General features: G+C 73.8%; 12 protein-coding genes. 7 read left to right on the top strand and 5 right to left on the bottom strand.

Features of this window, described 5'->3' with window-relative positions:
- Nucleotides 1-190: 190 nt before the first annotated feature.
- The 3 genes from AC0VYN_RS21235 to AC0VYN_RS21225 all read right to left on the bottom strand — a co-directional run bounded on the left by AC0VYN_RS21235 (nucleotide 191) and on the right by AC0VYN_RS21225 (nucleotide 2,292).
- Nucleotides 191-796, bottom strand: coding sequence for an Rv1733c family protein (locus AC0VYN_RS21235; RefSeq protein WP_475536941.1), 606 nt, complete (start codon nucleotides 794-796; stop codon nucleotides 191-193).
- Nucleotides 797-980: 184 nt separating this feature from the next.
- On the bottom strand, nucleotides 981-1,808 hold the full coding sequence (locus tag AC0VYN_RS21230) for an MOSC domain-containing protein (RefSeq protein WP_475532244.1): 828 nt from the start codon (nucleotides 1,806-1,808) through the stop codon (nucleotides 981-983).
- Between the two features lie 43 nt (nucleotides 1,809-1,851).
- On the bottom strand, nucleotides 1,852-2,292 hold the full coding sequence (locus AC0VYN_RS21225) for a DUF6643 family protein (RefSeq protein WP_475532243.1): 441 nt from the start codon (nucleotides 2,290-2,292) through the stop codon (nucleotides 1,852-1,854).
- A 297-nt stretch (nucleotides 2,293-2,589) separates the two neighbouring features.
- Here AC0VYN_RS21225 and AC0VYN_RS21220 point away from each other — a divergent pair, with 297 nt between their 5' ends.
- On the top strand, nucleotides 2,590-3,861 hold the full coding sequence (locus tag AC0VYN_RS21220; protein ID WP_475532242.1) for a TerD family protein: 1,272 nt from the start codon (nucleotides 2,590-2,592) through the stop codon (nucleotides 3,859-3,861).
- Nucleotides 3,862-3,880: 19 nt separating this feature from the next.
- On the opposite strand, the gene AC0VYN_RS21215 is transcribed toward AC0VYN_RS21220, so the two are convergent.
- Nucleotides 3,881-5,107, bottom strand: coding sequence for a glycosyltransferase (locus tag AC0VYN_RS21215; RefSeq protein WP_475532241.1), 1,227 nt, complete (start codon nucleotides 5,105-5,107; stop codon nucleotides 3,881-3,883).
- Between the two features lie 38 nt (nucleotides 5,108-5,145).
- On the opposite strand from AC0VYN_RS21215, the gene AC0VYN_RS21210 reads away from it, so the two are divergent.
- The 6 genes from AC0VYN_RS21210 (at nucleotide 5,146) to AC0VYN_RS21185 (ending at nucleotide 11,823) form a co-directional block, all read left to right on the top strand.
- Nucleotides 5,146-5,931 (top strand): glutamate racemase, encoded by a 786-nt coding sequence (locus AC0VYN_RS21210; RefSeq protein WP_475532240.1) that lies wholly within the window; start codon nucleotides 5,146-5,148, stop codon nucleotides 5,929-5,931.
- A gap of 81 nt (nucleotides 5,932-6,012) precedes the next feature.
- Nucleotides 6,013-6,558, top strand: coding sequence for a hypothetical protein (locus AC0VYN_RS21205; RefSeq protein WP_475532239.1), 546 nt, complete (start codon nucleotides 6,013-6,015; stop codon nucleotides 6,556-6,558).
- Nucleotides 6,559-6,699: 141 nt separating this feature from the next.
- Complete coding sequence (gene lnt, locus AC0VYN_RS21200; RefSeq protein ID WP_475532238.1) at nucleotides 6,700-8,313, top strand: apolipoprotein N-acyltransferase; 1,614 nt, start codon at nucleotides 6,700-6,702, stop codon at nucleotides 8,311-8,313.
- A gap of 68 nt (nucleotides 8,314-8,381) precedes the next feature.
- Nucleotides 8,382-8,861 carry an NUDIX hydrolase gene (locus AC0VYN_RS21195; RefSeq protein ID WP_475532237.1) on the top strand — a complete coding sequence of 160 codons (480 nt, stop codon included), beginning with the start codon at nucleotides 8,382-8,384 and terminating at the stop codon, nucleotides 8,859-8,861.
- A 54-nt stretch (nucleotides 8,862-8,915) separates the two neighbouring features.
- A complete protein-coding gene (locus tag AC0VYN_RS21190; RefSeq protein WP_385468843.1) occupies nucleotides 8,916-9,716 on the top strand; it encodes a 3-hydroxybutyrate dehydrogenase in 801 nt (266 codons plus the stop codon).
- Between the two features lie 145 nt (nucleotides 9,717-9,861).
- Nucleotides 9,862-11,823, top strand: coding sequence for a helix-turn-helix domain-containing protein (locus tag AC0VYN_RS21185; RefSeq protein WP_475532236.1), 1,962 nt, complete (start codon nucleotides 9,862-9,864; stop codon nucleotides 11,821-11,823).
- Between the two features lie 42 nt (nucleotides 11,824-11,865).
- On the opposite strand, the gene AC0VYN_RS21180 is transcribed toward AC0VYN_RS21185, so the two are convergent.
- Nucleotides 11,866-13,248 carry an MFS transporter gene (locus AC0VYN_RS21180; RefSeq protein ID WP_475532235.1) on the bottom strand — a complete coding sequence of 461 codons (1,383 nt, stop codon included), beginning with the start codon at nucleotides 13,246-13,248 and terminating at the stop codon, nucleotides 11,866-11,868.
- Nucleotides 13,249-13,402 lie beyond the last annotated feature (154 nt).

The raw sequence follows: 13,402 nt of genomic DNA, 5'->3' as shown, positions 1-13,402 counted from the left end.
TGGCTCGTTCACCGTCGGGGACGCACCGGCCGGGGCGGGTCCGCGGCCGTGCCCGGATTCGCGGGCCCGCACGCGCTCCCGACACCGGCGCGCACCTGTGGCTTCCTCACGCGCGAGTCGTCGCCGATTGGTTCGGCCGGTCCACCGTAGCGTGCGCGCAGACGGTGGGTTGACCAGAGGCGGAACCCGGTCAGCTGCCGGTGCCGGTCCGGCCCCAGTCCGGGCCCGCCCGGTCCCACTCCCGCTCCCAGCGGTCGTAGCGGCGCCGGACCATGCGCCACACGACGATGCGCCGGCCCGCCTCGACCAGGAGCGCGGCGGTCAGGGCGGCGCCGACACCGGCGAGCGTGGCGTGCGTCGTGGCGGTGGCGGAGTCCAGGGGGCGGGCCACCAGCCGGCCCTGCCCGTCGGTCCATATCCGGAAATGGTCGCCGGGGTGCGGGTCCCGCAGGCCCGCCAGTACGGAACCGCGCTGCTCGGAGCCGTCCGGCGCCGCCCACCGGGCGAGGACGCGGCTGCGCAGGTTCCCGGCCGAGACGCCGTCCGGATCGACGTCCAGCGAGGAGCGCTTCAGTTCGCGGACGACGGAGGCCGTCACCCGGTGCCGGGACGCGTGCTGGTCCCGGACCGACCGTTGCAGGGACTCCTGCGCCGCGCCGCCCACGAGGGCGCCGATCAGGGGCGCGACGAGGAGGATCAGCAGCAGGCCCGTCAGGGCCACCCAGGCCTCGACCAGGTCGGTGGTGCGGCGCAGCGGATTGTGCCGCCAGTGCCAGATCCCCCTGATCGCCCGCACCGCCCGGCCCCCTTCCCGCTCCCTGCCGCCCCCGGTCGATCCGTCCGCCCACGAGCCGGCCGGGGAGACCCGGCGGCATTCCGCGCCGGCGTCCTCGGCCGTCTCTCCTCGCATGTCCATGAAAGCCAACGCGCGGGCAGGGGACCGGGTTCCCGGTCGGCGGGGTACGAGCGTGTCGCTCTCGTCACCCGACGATCCGCAGCGGATCGCCGACCCGGACCGTGCCGGGACCGAGGGGCACGAGGTTCTGCCCGAAGACCAGCCTGCGACCGATCCGGCGGTGCCGCCCGAGGCTGTACAGGGGCTCCCGGCCGCGGACGGCGGTGTCCTGGTCGGTGGTCGTGACCACGCAGCGCCCGCACGGTTTGGCGACGCGGAAGCCGACCTCGCCGACCGCGATGCGCGACCAGCCGTCCTCGGCCCACGCCTCGGTGCCGGTGACGACCAGGTTCGGCCGGAAGCGGCTCATGGGGAGCGGGCCCTCCGCCGCGTACTCCCCGCACGCGATCCGGGAGTTGAGGGCGTCGAGGGAGGCCGTCGTGGTGAGCAGCAGCGGGAATCCGTCGGCGAAGGAGACGGTCTCGCCCGGCAGCGCGTACTCGGGGTCGACGGGCCGGCGCGTGGCGGGATCGTCCAGGTGCACCAGCCGCACGCCGGTTCCGAGAAGGGCGCTGCACCAGGCGTGCGCGGCGTCGTCCCGCGCCGGCACCGCCTCGACCTTGTCGCCGAAGAGCTGCACCGGGACGGTGCTCACCGCCTGCGGGACCGGGACGGTCAGCGGGCTGCGGCCGGGCGCGGACAGCCGGACGCCGCCGCCGGGCAGGAGCTCGGCGGCGGCCAGGGCGAGGCGCGGCTGCTCGCGTTGTGTGACGACCTTTCCCCCGTCGTCGACCAGCATCCAGCGGCGGTCCCCGGCCAGCCCCCAGGGCTCCACGAGGGCCTCCCGGGACGCGAGGCCCCGGAAAGCCTTGACCGGATGGACGTGGATCGACCGCAGTCGCGCGTTCCCCATGGGGTCATGGTGCCAGGCGGCACCGGTCGCCGGGGGATACGGCTCAGTAGCCGCGGTACTGCTGGCTGTTGTACGGGTCCTGGTAGGGCGCCGGGGCGGGCCGCGGTGCCGCGGGGCGCATGGCCTCGTACCCCGCGGGGCCGGGCGCGACCGGGCGGGGCGGCTGCGGCTGCTGGGGACCGGGGTATCCGCGCGGGGCGCTCGCCTGCTGCGGGATGTACGCGGCGGGCGCCTGCTGCAGCGGGGCGGGCTGCTGCATCTGCTGCGGATAGCCGTAGGAGGGCTGGGAAGGTGCCGCCGGAAGGGCGGGCAGGGCCGACGACAGCGCCGGCAGGTGGCTGCCCGGCGCGTCGTACGCGGCCGGAACCCGGATCGGGGCGATCTGCGGGGTGCCCCGCTCGGCGACGAGCGAGTCGTAGATCGGGGTGTCCGGGAAGGAGGCGGAGTAGTAGCCGCCGCCATAAGTGGAGCGGGGGGAGGTCATGGCACATAAGTTAAGCCCACGATGTGCTGGTTGGGGAGACCGATAAGAGGGTTGTTTTCCGCGCTCGCGGTGCCCTGGGATCCCCAATCCGAGCGAAATCGGCAAAATGGGGCAGCGTGGGGCGCGATCTTGGGGTAAAGGCCAAGTTCCGGGCGGGTTACCGGCGGTTGGCCCACGGGCCTCGCGCCCTCCTCGTGGGCGGCCGGCGGGCGGGGGGAATAGGTTGGGCGCGGAAAACCAGACGAACCGCCGGGGCGCGGCCCGGCGCGCTGACACGTGATGGGGGCGGACATGTCCATGTCTAAAGGCTCGAACACCCCGGTGCCGGCCACGGCGCTGCGGGTCGAACTGGGCTGGCGATCCGGCCCCGGCGTGCCCGACGCGGACGCCTCGGCGCTGCTCCTGGTGGCGGGAAAGGTCCGCTCAGACGCGGACTTCGTCTTCTACAACCAGCCGGCGCACTCCTCCGGGGCCGTCCGGCACGAGGGCAAGCGGGACGCCGGCGGCAGGGTCACCGACAGCCTGCTGGTCGACCTCGCCCGCGTGGAGCCCGCGATCGAGACGGTGATCGTAGCCGCCTCCTCGGACGGCGGATCCTTCGGCCGGGTCCCGGACCTGTACATCGAGGTGCGCGATGCGGCGAACACCGTCGTCGCTCGCTTCGACAATCCGGGCGCCACGGTCGAAACGGCCTTCGTGCTGGGCGAGTTCTACCGCCGTCAGGGCGCCTGGAAGTTCCGCGCCGTCGGCCAGGGCTACGGCAGCGGCCTGGAGGGGCTGGCCACCGACTACGGCATCACGGTCGACGAGCCCCAGCAGGCCCCCGCGGCCTCCACACCCACGCCCGTCCCGGCCACCGTGCCGCCCCCGCCCGTGACGCGGCCCGCGGGCACGCCGCCGCCCCCGGCCGCGGCGCCCTCCCCGGAGCCGGTCCGCCTGACCAAGGTCACCCTCACCAAGGCGGCGCCCTCCGTCTCCCTGACCAAGCAGGGCGGCACCTCGGGCGCCATGCGCGTGAACCTCAACTGGCAGGTGCGCAAGCAGTTCTCCGGCTGGGCCCGCAAGCTGGGCCGCCCGGTCGCCATGCACGACGACCTCGACCTCGACCTGTGCTGCCTGTACGAACTCGGCGACGGCAGCAAGGGCGTGGTCCAGGCCCTCGGCAACGCCTTCGGGTCCCTGCACCAGCCGCCGTTCATCCACCTCGACGGCGACGACCGCACCGGCGCCGTGACGACCGGCGAGAACCTGACCGTCAACCTCGACCACCGGAAGCACTTCCGGCGCATCCTCGTCTTCGTCACCATCTACGAGGGAGCGCGCTCCTTCGCCGACCTGCACGCCACCGTCACCCTCCAGCCGCAGTACGGCGCCCCGATCGACTTCTCGCTCGACGAGTGCACGGTCCCCTCGACGGTGTGCGCCCTCGCCCTGATCACCAACACCGGCGACGACCTCGTCGTCCAGCGCGAGGCCCGCTACCTGGTGCCCGAGCGCGGCGTGAGCCCCCAGCGGACGGTCGACTACGCCTACGGGTGGGGCATGAACTGGACCCCGGGCCGCAAGTGAACCGGCCCGGCGGGGGTCCTCAGCCCTCGTCGGGCAGGGCGCCCGGACGGGCGTAGGTGCGGCCCTTCCAGGCCGCACCGCGCCCCCGGTAGTGCTGCACCGCGGAGTCCACCGTCATCAGGAGGTACAGGAACGCGGTGAACGGCAGCAGCGGAGCGAGCCACGACGGCTGCCGGTAGTAGCGCAGCATCGGTACGTACGTCCCCGTCATCACCAACCACGCGGTCGCTCCGCACAGCGCCGTCCCACCACCGCCGACCACCGTGCCCGCGACCGCTGCCGCCGGCGGCACCAGATACACCAGCACCAGGCCCGCGACCGTGCCGGCGAGCAGCAGCGGACTGTGCCGCAACTGCGCGTAGGCGCTGCGCGAGACCATCCGCCACAGGTCGCGCAGCCGCGGGTAGGGACGCACACTCTCCACGCCGTCGGCCAGCCCCAGCCACACCCGGCCGCCACTGCCCTTGACCGCCCGGGCGAGGGCCACGTCGTCGATGACCGCGTGCCGGATGGCGTCCGGGATCCGTGCCCGCTCGGCGGCGTCGGCGCGCAGCAGCACACAGCCGCCCGCCGCGGCCGCCGTCCGAGTCGCCCTCCTCCCGTTCCGGCCCCCGCCGATCCGCCGGAACGGGTAGAGCTGCGCGAAGAAGTAGACGAAGGCCGGCACCACGAGGCGCTCCCAGGCGCTCTCGACCCGCAGCCGGGCCATCTGCGAGACGACGTCGAAACCGCCGGTGCGGGCCGCGGCCACCAGCTGCCGCAGGCTGTCCGGTGCGTGGGCGATGTCGGCGTCCGTCAGCAGCAGGAACTCGGGGTCACGCGCGCGTGCCAGGGCGATGCCGTGCCGCACCGCCCACAGCTTGCCCGTCCAGCCCGCCGGCGGCTCGCCGGGCGAGGCCACCGTGAGCGCCAGGCCGTCCTGGTGCCGGGCCAGCTCGCGCGCCAGGTCGCCGGTGCCGTCCGTACTTCCGTCGTCGATCAGGAAGACCTCCGCCCGCCCCGGATAGTCCTGGGCGAGCAGTGACGGCAGGCTCGCCGGCAGGACCGCCGCCTCGTCGCGGGCCGGCACGACGACGCACACGGGCGGCCACTCCTCCGGTTCCGCGCGGCGCGGCAGCCTGACGTCCGTGCGCCAGAAGAATCCCTGGGCGAGCAGCAGCCACAGCCAGGCGGCGAGGGACACGGCGGATACGGCGGTCACGACGGAAGTCCACGCATCGGCGCTCACGTGCGCAGTCTGCCCCACGAGGCGGCGCGCGAAGGCCCATCGTCTATCGTGGCCTGGTGAAGATCGCGCTCATGGACTCCGGAATCGGTCTGCTGGCGGCCACCGCTGCGGTACGGCGCCTGCGGCCGGACGCCGATCTCATCCTCTCCATGGACCCCGACGGCATGCCCTGGGGCCCGCGGACGCCACAAGACCTCACGGACCGGGCCCTGGCCGTCGCCGAGGCCGCCGCAGCGCACCGGCCCGAGGCCCTGATCGTCGGCTGCAACACCGCCACCGTGCACGCGCTGCCCACGCTCCGTGCCCGTTTCGAACCCGGCCTGCCGGTCGTCGGCACCGTCCCGGCGATCAAGCCCGCCGCGGCCGGCGGCGGCCCCGTCGCGATCTGGGCGACGCCCGCCACCACCGGCAGCCCCTACCAGCGCGGACTCATCGAGGACTTCGCCGCCGGCACGCCCGTCACCGAGGTGCCGTGCCACGGACTCGCCGAAGCCGTCGAGCACGCGGACGAGACGGCGATCACCGCCGCCGTGACCTCCGCCGCCGCGCTCACGCCCGAGGACGTGACGACCGTCGTCCTGGGCTGCACCCACTACGAACTCGTGGCCGAACGCATCCGCGACGCCGTGCAGCGCCCCGGTGCCCCGCGCCTCGTCCTGCACGGCTCCGCCGGAGCGGTCGCGGCGCAGGCCCTGCGCAGGATCGGCGCCCGCCCCGACCCCGGTGCCCCGGCCACGGGCACCCTCACCGTGCTGCTGAGCGGACGCGAGGGCGCCCTGCCCGCGGCCGCGACGGCGTACGAGGAAGGCCGGCTGCTGCGCACGGCCGCCCCCGCCGGCTGACGGACGGGCGCACGCCCGCTCGGCCCAGTCACCCTGTGCGACGAGGCGCCCGCGCAGCGAAATCTGAGTAGTCTCATATCCATGAGGCATCGCCCCGGCGAGAGCACCCCCGCACCGGACGTCTGGACCGGACGTGCCACCAATCGCGTCCAGTGGTTCCTGGCGCTCATCGGTGTCGCCTGCGTGGCTCTCGGTATCGCGCTGGCCGTCGACTCGGCCTGGGAGTCCGGCATCGCCCCGCTGGCCATGGCCGTCGTCGGCTGCATCGCGGCGGGACTGCTCGTCCTCTTCGGCACCGTGGCCTTCGTGCACGTCGCGCTGAGAGTCGACGACGAGTGCCTCGAAGTGCGCTGCGGCCACATCGGCGTGCCCCGCCGGCGGATCCCCCTCTCCCATGTCGTCGGCGCCGAGTTCATCCCGCACGTCACCCCGCGTCACTGGGGCGGCTGGGGCTACCGCTGGCGGCCGGAGAAGGGCACCGCCGTCGTCGTGCGGCGCGGCGAGGGAGTGGTGCTGCGGCTGTGGGACGGCCACACCTTCACCATCACCGTCGACGACGCGGAAGCGGCCGTCCAGGTCATCAAGGACCGCCTCCGCCCGAGGACCCCGGGCCCGGCGGCGCACTGAGACCGCACCGGCCGGCCGGCGGATCGTGGACGGCACGGCGGCCGGTGGCGCCGAAACGATGCGGCACCCGCCGTCCACGCCCCACCCGGCCCCTCGCACCGTGCTGCCGGCGGCCAGGACCCGCGCCGTACACTCCGGGGGGTGACCGTCACCGCAACCACCGTCGGCGAGCCGGACCGGCTGAAGCCGCAGGCCACCCCCGCCTCGCGTCTCGCCGCGCGGCTCACGCGCCTGTTCCCGGCCGCCGCAGCCGCGCTCTCCGGAGTGCTGCTCTACGTCAGCTTCCCGCCGCGCACCCTGTGGTGGCTCGCCCTGCCCGCCTTCGCTGTCTTCGGCGCCGTGCTGCGCGGCCGGAGCTGGAAGGCGGGGCTCGGCCTCGGCTACCTGTTCGGCCTCGGCTTCCTGCTGCCCCTGCTGGTGTGGACCGGTGTGGAGGTCGGTCCCGGCCCCTGGATCGCCCTGGTCGTGATCGAAGCGGTCTTCGTCGCGCTGGTCGGGGCGGGCGTCGCCGCGGTGTCGGCACTGCCGGCCTGGCCGGTGTGGGCGGCGGCCGTGTGGATCGCCGGAGAGGCCGCACGCGCGCGCGTCCCCTTCCACGGCTTCCCCTGGGGCAAGATCGCCTTCGGGCAGGCCGACGGCGTGTTCCTGCCGCTCGCCGCGCTCGGCGGCACCCCGGTGCTCGGCTTCGCCGTCGTCCTGTGCGGCTTCGGCCTCGCCGAGGCCGTCCGCCTGGCCGTCGGGGCACGAAGCGCCGGTGCGCCGCGGCGGGGCGTGGCGGCGGCGGCCCTGCTCTGCGTGGCCGTGCCCGTCGTGGGCGCCGTGGCCGCCCGGCCGCTGGTCACCGACGAGGCGGAGGAGGGCACCGCGACCGTCGCCGTCATCCAGGGCAACGTGCCGCGCGCCGGCCTCGACTTCAACGCCCAGCGCCGGGCCGTGCTCGACTACCACGCGCGCGAGACGGAACGCCTGGCCGCCGAGGTCGCGGCGGGCAGGATCGAGCGCCCCGACTTCGTGCTGTGGCCGGAGAACTCCTCCGACATCGACCCGTTCGCCAACGCCGACGCGCGCTACGTCATCGACCGGGCCGCCAAGGCGATCGGCGCCCCCATCTCCGTCGGCGGCGTCGTCGAACGCGACGGCAGGCTGCTCAACGAGCAGATCCTCTGGGACCCGGACAAGGGTCCCGTCGACACCTACGACAAACGGCAGATCCAGCCCTTCGGCGAGTACCTGCCGCTGCGCTCGATGATCGGGGCGATCAACGAGGAGTGGACCTCCATGGTCGCCCGTGACTTCAGCCGCGGCACCGAGCCCGGCGTCTTCACCATGGCCGGCACCCCGGTCGGCCTCGTCACCTGCTACGAGGCCGCCTTCGACTGGGCCGTGCGCTCCGAGGTCACCGACGGCGCCCAGATGATCTCCGTGCCCAGCAACAACGCGACCTTCGACCGCAGCGAGATGACCTACCAGCAGCTCGCCATGTCCCGCATCCGCGCCGTCGAGCACAGCCGGACCGTGACCGTGCCGGTGACCAGCGGTGTCAGCGCGATCGTCATGCCGGACGGCCGGATCACCCAGAGGACCGGCATGTTCGTGGCGGACTCCCTGGTCCAGGAGGTGCCGCTGCGCTCCTCCGAGACCCCCGCCACCCGGCTGGGTGTGTGGCCGGAGATCGCGCTCGTGCTCGTCGCGGCCGTCGGCCTCGGCCAGGCCGTCGGCGCCGCTGTGCGCGGGCGACGCGCCCGTGATGTGTGACCGTCCGCCCACCGCACGCCCCGCGAAGCGGGCGGGAGCGGCCCGCCCGGCCCGCTAGGGTCGGGCGCATGGCTACTCCCGACTTCATCCGCGACCTGCGCGCCTCTTCCGGACACCAGCTGCTGTGGCTCCCCGGGGTCACCGCCGTCGTCTTCGACGAGCAGGGGAGGGTGCTGCTGGGCCGGCGGGCCGACAACCGGCGCTGGTCGCTGATCGGCGGCATCCCGGAGCCCGGGGAGCAGCCCGCCGCGTGTGCCGTGCGCGAGGTGGAGGAGGAGACCGCCGTCCGGTGCGTCGTCGAGCGACTCCTCCTCGTCCAGGCACTCGAACCGGTCACGTACGAGAACGGCGACGTCTGCCAGTTCATGGACGTCACGTTCCGCTGCCGGGCGGTCGGCGGCGAGGCCCGGGTCAACGACGACGAGTCGCTGGACGTGGGCTGGTTCTCGGTGGACTCACTGCCGGACCTCGGGGAGTTCGGGCAGTTCCGGATCAAGCAGGCACTGTCCGACGCACCCACATGGTTCGACTCCACTGGATCCGTCTGAACTATGGGGCGTGCCCACATGGGGCCCGGGATGGGCCCTGCCTAGGGTCGGGACATGACCTCGCCCAGTGTCCTCCCGGCTCCCCACGCCTCCCCACTCGACCTCGGCGGCCGCACCGCGCTCGTCACCGGCGCCGCCGGCGGTATCGGACGCGCCTGCGCGCTACGGCTGGCCGCCGCCGGCGCCAAGGTCAGAGCGGTCGACCGGGACGCCGGGGGACTGGACGCGCTCACCGAGCTGGCCGTGGACCTCGCGGGCACCGTCGAGGCGCACGTCCTGGACCTGACTGACCTGGACGCCGCCGAGCACGCGGCCGCCGGTACCGACGTCCTCGTCAACAACGCCGGGCTGCAGATGGTGCGACCGCTGGAGGAGTTCCCGCCGGACGTCTTCCACACGGTGCTCACCGTCATGCTGGAGGCCCCCTTCCGGCTGATCCGCGGCGCACTGCCCCACATGTACGGGCAGGGCTGGGGCCGCATCGTGAACGTCTCGTCCGTGCACGGTCTGCGCGCCTCCGCCTACAAGGCGGCCTATGTGTCCGCCAAGCACGGACTGGAGGGGCTGTCCAAGACGGCCGCCCTGGAGGGCGCCGCCCACGGTGTCACCTCCAACTGCGTGAACCCCTCCTACGTGCGCACCCCGCTCGTGGAGAAGCAGATCGCGGACCAGGCCCGCGCGCACGGCATCCCCGAGGAGCAGGTGCTGTCCGAGGTGCTGCTCCGGGACAGCGCGCTGCGCCGGCTCATCGAACCGGAGGAGGTCGCCGAGGCGGTGGCGTACCTGTGCGGCCCGCAGGCGTCCTTCGTCACCGGCACCTCCCTCGTCCTGGACGGCGGCTGGACCGCCCACTGAGCCCGGTGACCGCCCGCGTGCGGCGGGGGAGGACGCGGGCGCGGGGCGGGCGCACCACGCGCGTGCCCGCCAGGGGGACGCCCCCGGCGGCCGGGGTTTTCCACAGGGCTGCCGGGCCGACCGTGCGATGGGGAATCCTGTGAGCATGTCCCGCGATCACGCGCAGTCCGCCGAGCGCCCCGTCCACGATGCCGGAGCGCCGGTTCTCCCCGCACCGCCCGCCGGTGCCGAGACGCCCTTCCTGGAGCTGCTGGCCCGGGGAGCCTCCGCCGACGCCTACGAGCAGCCGGTGCTCCTCGCCCGCGCGGACGGCGGACCGGCCGAGTGGATCACCGCGCTCGAGCGGGCCAAGTTCCTCGCGCTGCGCGTCCGCTCCGAGCTGGAGGGCCGGCGCAGGCGGGAGGCCGAACTGTCGGCCCTGTTCGAGACGGCCCACGATCTCGCCGGACTGCGCGACCTGGACGCCGTCCTGCGCGCGATCGTGCAGCGGGCCCGCTCGCTGCTCGGCACCGACGTGGCCTACCTCAGCCTCAACGACCCCGCTCGCGGCGACACCTACATGCGTGTCACCGAGGGGTCGGTGGCAGCACGCTTCCAGCAGCTGAGGCTCGGCATGGGGGAAGGGCTCGGCGGTCTCGTCGCCCAGACCGCCCGGCCCTACGTCACCGACGACTACTTCAAGGACGCCCGCTTCCAGCACACCCGAACCATCGACACGGGCGTACGCGACGAGGGACTCGTCGCGATCCTCGGCGTGCCCCTGATGCTCGGGCACCACGTCATCGGGGTGCTGTTCGCTGCGGACCGGCGCGCCCGGGTCTTCGAGCGGGAGCAGATCGCCCTGCTCGGTTCCTTCGCGGCCCTGGCGGCCGCGGCCATCGACACCGCGAACCTGCTCGCGGAGACCCGCTCGGCCCTCGCCGAGCTGGAACGGGCCAACGAGATCATCAAGGACCGCAGCGGAGTCATCGAACGCGCCTCCGACGTCCACGACCGGCTCACCGAGCTGGTGCTGCGCGGCGGCGGTGTCCACGACGTGGCGGCCGCGGTCTCCCAGGTCCTGGCCGGCACCGTCGAGTTCGCCGAGGCGGCGGCGGCACCCGCCCGGGCCCTGGAGTCCTCCCGCGCCGAAGGGCACGCGGTGCGGCACGAGGACGACTGGATCGCCGCCGTCGCCGCCGGCGGCGAGCTGCTCGGCGCGCTCGTCCTGCGCGGCCACCCCGGCCTCGACCCCGTGGACCAGCTCACCCTGGAGCGGGCCGCGATGGTCACCTCCCTGCTGCTGCTCGCCCGGCGCTCCGCCGCCGAGGCCGAACAGCGGGTGCGCGGCGAACTGCTGGACGACCTGCTCGACGCCCGCGACCGGGATCCGCGCCTGCTGCGCGAACGCGCCCGGCGGCTGCACGCCGACCTCGACGCCAGGCACGTCGTCCTCGCCGCCCGCCTCGACGCCCCCGCGCCCGACGCCGACCAGGAGGCGGACGCCCGCCGGCGCCTGTGGGCCGCGGCCTCCCACCTCGCCGCGACCCGGCACGGCCTGGCCGCCGCCCGCGACGGCGGCACCGTCCTGCTGCTGCCCCTCGACGCCCGGGACGGCGCCACGGAGCTGGCCCGCCGCACCGCACGGGACCTGGGCACCGCCGTCCACGAGGCCGTCACCGTCGGCGCCTCGGCCCCCGTCGAGGACCTCGCCGCCCGCCCCGAGACCGTGGCCGCCGCCTACACCGAGGCCAGACGCTGCCTGGACGCCCTGCGGCTGCTGAGCCGCTCGGGGGACGGCGCCGCCGCCGAGGACTTCGGGTTCCTGGGACTGCTCCTGGCCGGCGACCGCGACATAGCCGGCTTCGTCGACCGCACCATCGGCCAGGTCGTGGCCTACGACGAGCGACGCGGCACCGAACTGCTGCGCACCCTCGACGCGTACTTCGCCTGCGGCATGAGCCCCGCGCGCACCAAGGACGAGCTCCACGTCCACGTGAACACGGTCGCGCAGCGGCTGGAGCGCGTGGCCCGTCTCCTCGGCGACGACTGGCAGAGCCCCGCCCGCACGCTGGAGATCCAACTGGCCCTGCGGCTGCACCGGTTGTCGGCCCCGGCACAGCACTGACCCCCGTACGCGGGGGGCGTACGGGGGTCAGTGGCGCGACGGTCAGGCGGTACGCGCACCGGCGGGGCGGGAGTCGGCCGGCTCCTCCTCCGCGTCCTCCTGCGTGGCCGTCACCTCGGTGAGGTCCCGGTGGCGGGTCTCCTTGGCCACGCCGACGGCGACCAGCGTGAGCAGGACCGAGGCGATGACGTAGAGGGAGATCGGCGTCGAGCTGTCGTACTCGGACAGCAGCGCGGTGGCGATCAGCGGTGCGGGAGCGCCCGCCGCGACCGACGCGAACTGGGCGCCGATGGAGGCACCGGAGTAGCGCATGCGGGTCGCGAACATCTCGGAGAAGAACGCCGCCTGGGGTGCGTACATCGCGCCGTGCAGCACCAGGCCCACGGTCACCGCGAGGAGGAGGCTGCCGAAGTTCCCGGAGTCGATGAGCATGAAGAACGGGAACATCCACAGCCCGATGCCGGCGGCTCCCAGCAGGTAGACGGGGCGGCGGCCGATCCGGTCCGACAGCGCGCCCCAGGCCGGGATGACCGCGAAGTGCACGGCCGAGGCGATCAGCACCGCGTTGAGCGCGGTCTGCTTGGAGACGTCGGCCGCGGTGGTGGCGTAGACGAGGATGAAGGCCGTGATGACGTAGTAGCTGATGTTCTCCGCCATCCGCGCGCCCATGGCGATCAGCACGTCACGCCAGTGGTGGCGCAGCACGGCGACCAGCGGGAGCGGTTCGGCGTCCGCCTTGCGGGCCTCCGCCTGCGCCAACGCCCGCTTGAAGACGGGGGATTCGTCGACGGACAGGCGAATCCACAGGCCGACCATGACCAGGACGCCGGAGAGCAGGAACGGTATCCGCCAGCCCCAGCTGTTGAACGCGGCGTCCGACAGCACCGCCGTCAGCAGCGACAGCACACCGGTCGCCAGCAACTGGCCGGCCGGCGCCCCGGTCTGCGGCCACGAGGCCCAGAACCCGCGGCGCTTGGCGTCCCCGTGTTCGGACACCAGCAGCACGGCACCGCCCCACTCACCGCCGAGCGCGAATCCCTGGACGAGCCGCAGCACGGTCAGCAGCACGGGAGCGGCCGTGCCGACGGTCGCGTGCGTCGGCAGCAGCCCGATCGCGAAGGTGGCCCCGCCCATCATCAACAGGCTCAGCACCAGGAGCTTCTTGCGTCCGAGCCGGTCACCGTAGTGACCGAAGACCAACGCGCCGAGCGGGCGGGCGGCGAAGCCGACGGCGTAGGTCAGGAACGACAGCAGGGTGCCGACCAGCGGGTCGGAGTCCGGGAAGAACAGCTTGTTGAAGACGAGGGCGGCGGCGGAACCGTAGAGGAAGAAGTCGTACCACTCGATCGTGGTGCCGATGAGGGACGCGGCGACGATGCGCTTGAGACTGTTCGGAGCTGGTGGAGCGGCTGCGGGCGACGACATCGGCACCACTTCCTGCGTGTGACGGGGACGTTTGCGTGTCGCCACACCGTAGGAACGTGCTGGTCAGGCGCACATGTGGCGGGGCTACATAGTTCGGGGGTTGGTTATGGTGTGGCCACCATGCCAGTTCATGGAAAGGCCTCTCAGGGGATCG

It is taken from the genome of Streptomyces sp. 63XJN7_1_ISO-PGPR-S23-121 (assembly GCF_056173025.1).
The sequence above is the reverse complement of the archived record's forward strand: the minus strand, read 5'-3'. Positions and strand labels throughout refer to the sequence as shown.

Excerpts from the sequence above, each read along its gene's own strand:
- AC0VYN_RS21205 (WP_475532239.1), top strand. The coding sequence starts at position 6,013 with ATGAGGCATCGCCCCGGCGAGAGCACCCCCGCACCGGACGTCTGGACC.
- AC0VYN_RS21225 (WP_475532243.1), bottom strand. The coding sequence starts at position 2,292 with ATGACCTCCCCCCGCTCCACTTATGGCGGCGGCTACTACTCCGCCTCC.
- AC0VYN_RS21230 (WP_475532244.1), bottom strand. The coding sequence starts at position 1,808 with ATGGGGAACGCGCGACTGCGGTCGATCCACGTCCATCCGGTCAAGGCT.
- AC0VYN_RS21190 (WP_385468843.1), top strand. The coding sequence starts at position 8,916 with ATGACCTCGCCCAGTGTCCTCCCGGCTCCCCACGCCTCCCCACTCGAC.
- AC0VYN_RS21220 (WP_475532242.1), top strand. The coding sequence starts at position 2,590 with ATGTCTAAAGGCTCGAACACCCCGGTGCCGGCCACGGCGCTGCGGGTC.
- AC0VYN_RS21195 (WP_475532237.1), top strand. The coding sequence starts at position 8,382 with ATGGCTACTCCCGACTTCATCCGCGACCTGCGCGCCTCTTCCGGACAC.
- AC0VYN_RS21185 (WP_475532236.1), top strand. The coding sequence starts at position 9,862 with ATGTCCCGCGATCACGCGCAGTCCGCCGAGCGCCCCGTCCACGATGCC.
- AC0VYN_RS21180 (WP_475532235.1), bottom strand. The coding sequence starts at position 13,248 with ATGTCGTCGCCCGCAGCCGCTCCACCAGCTCCGAACAGTCTCAAGCGC.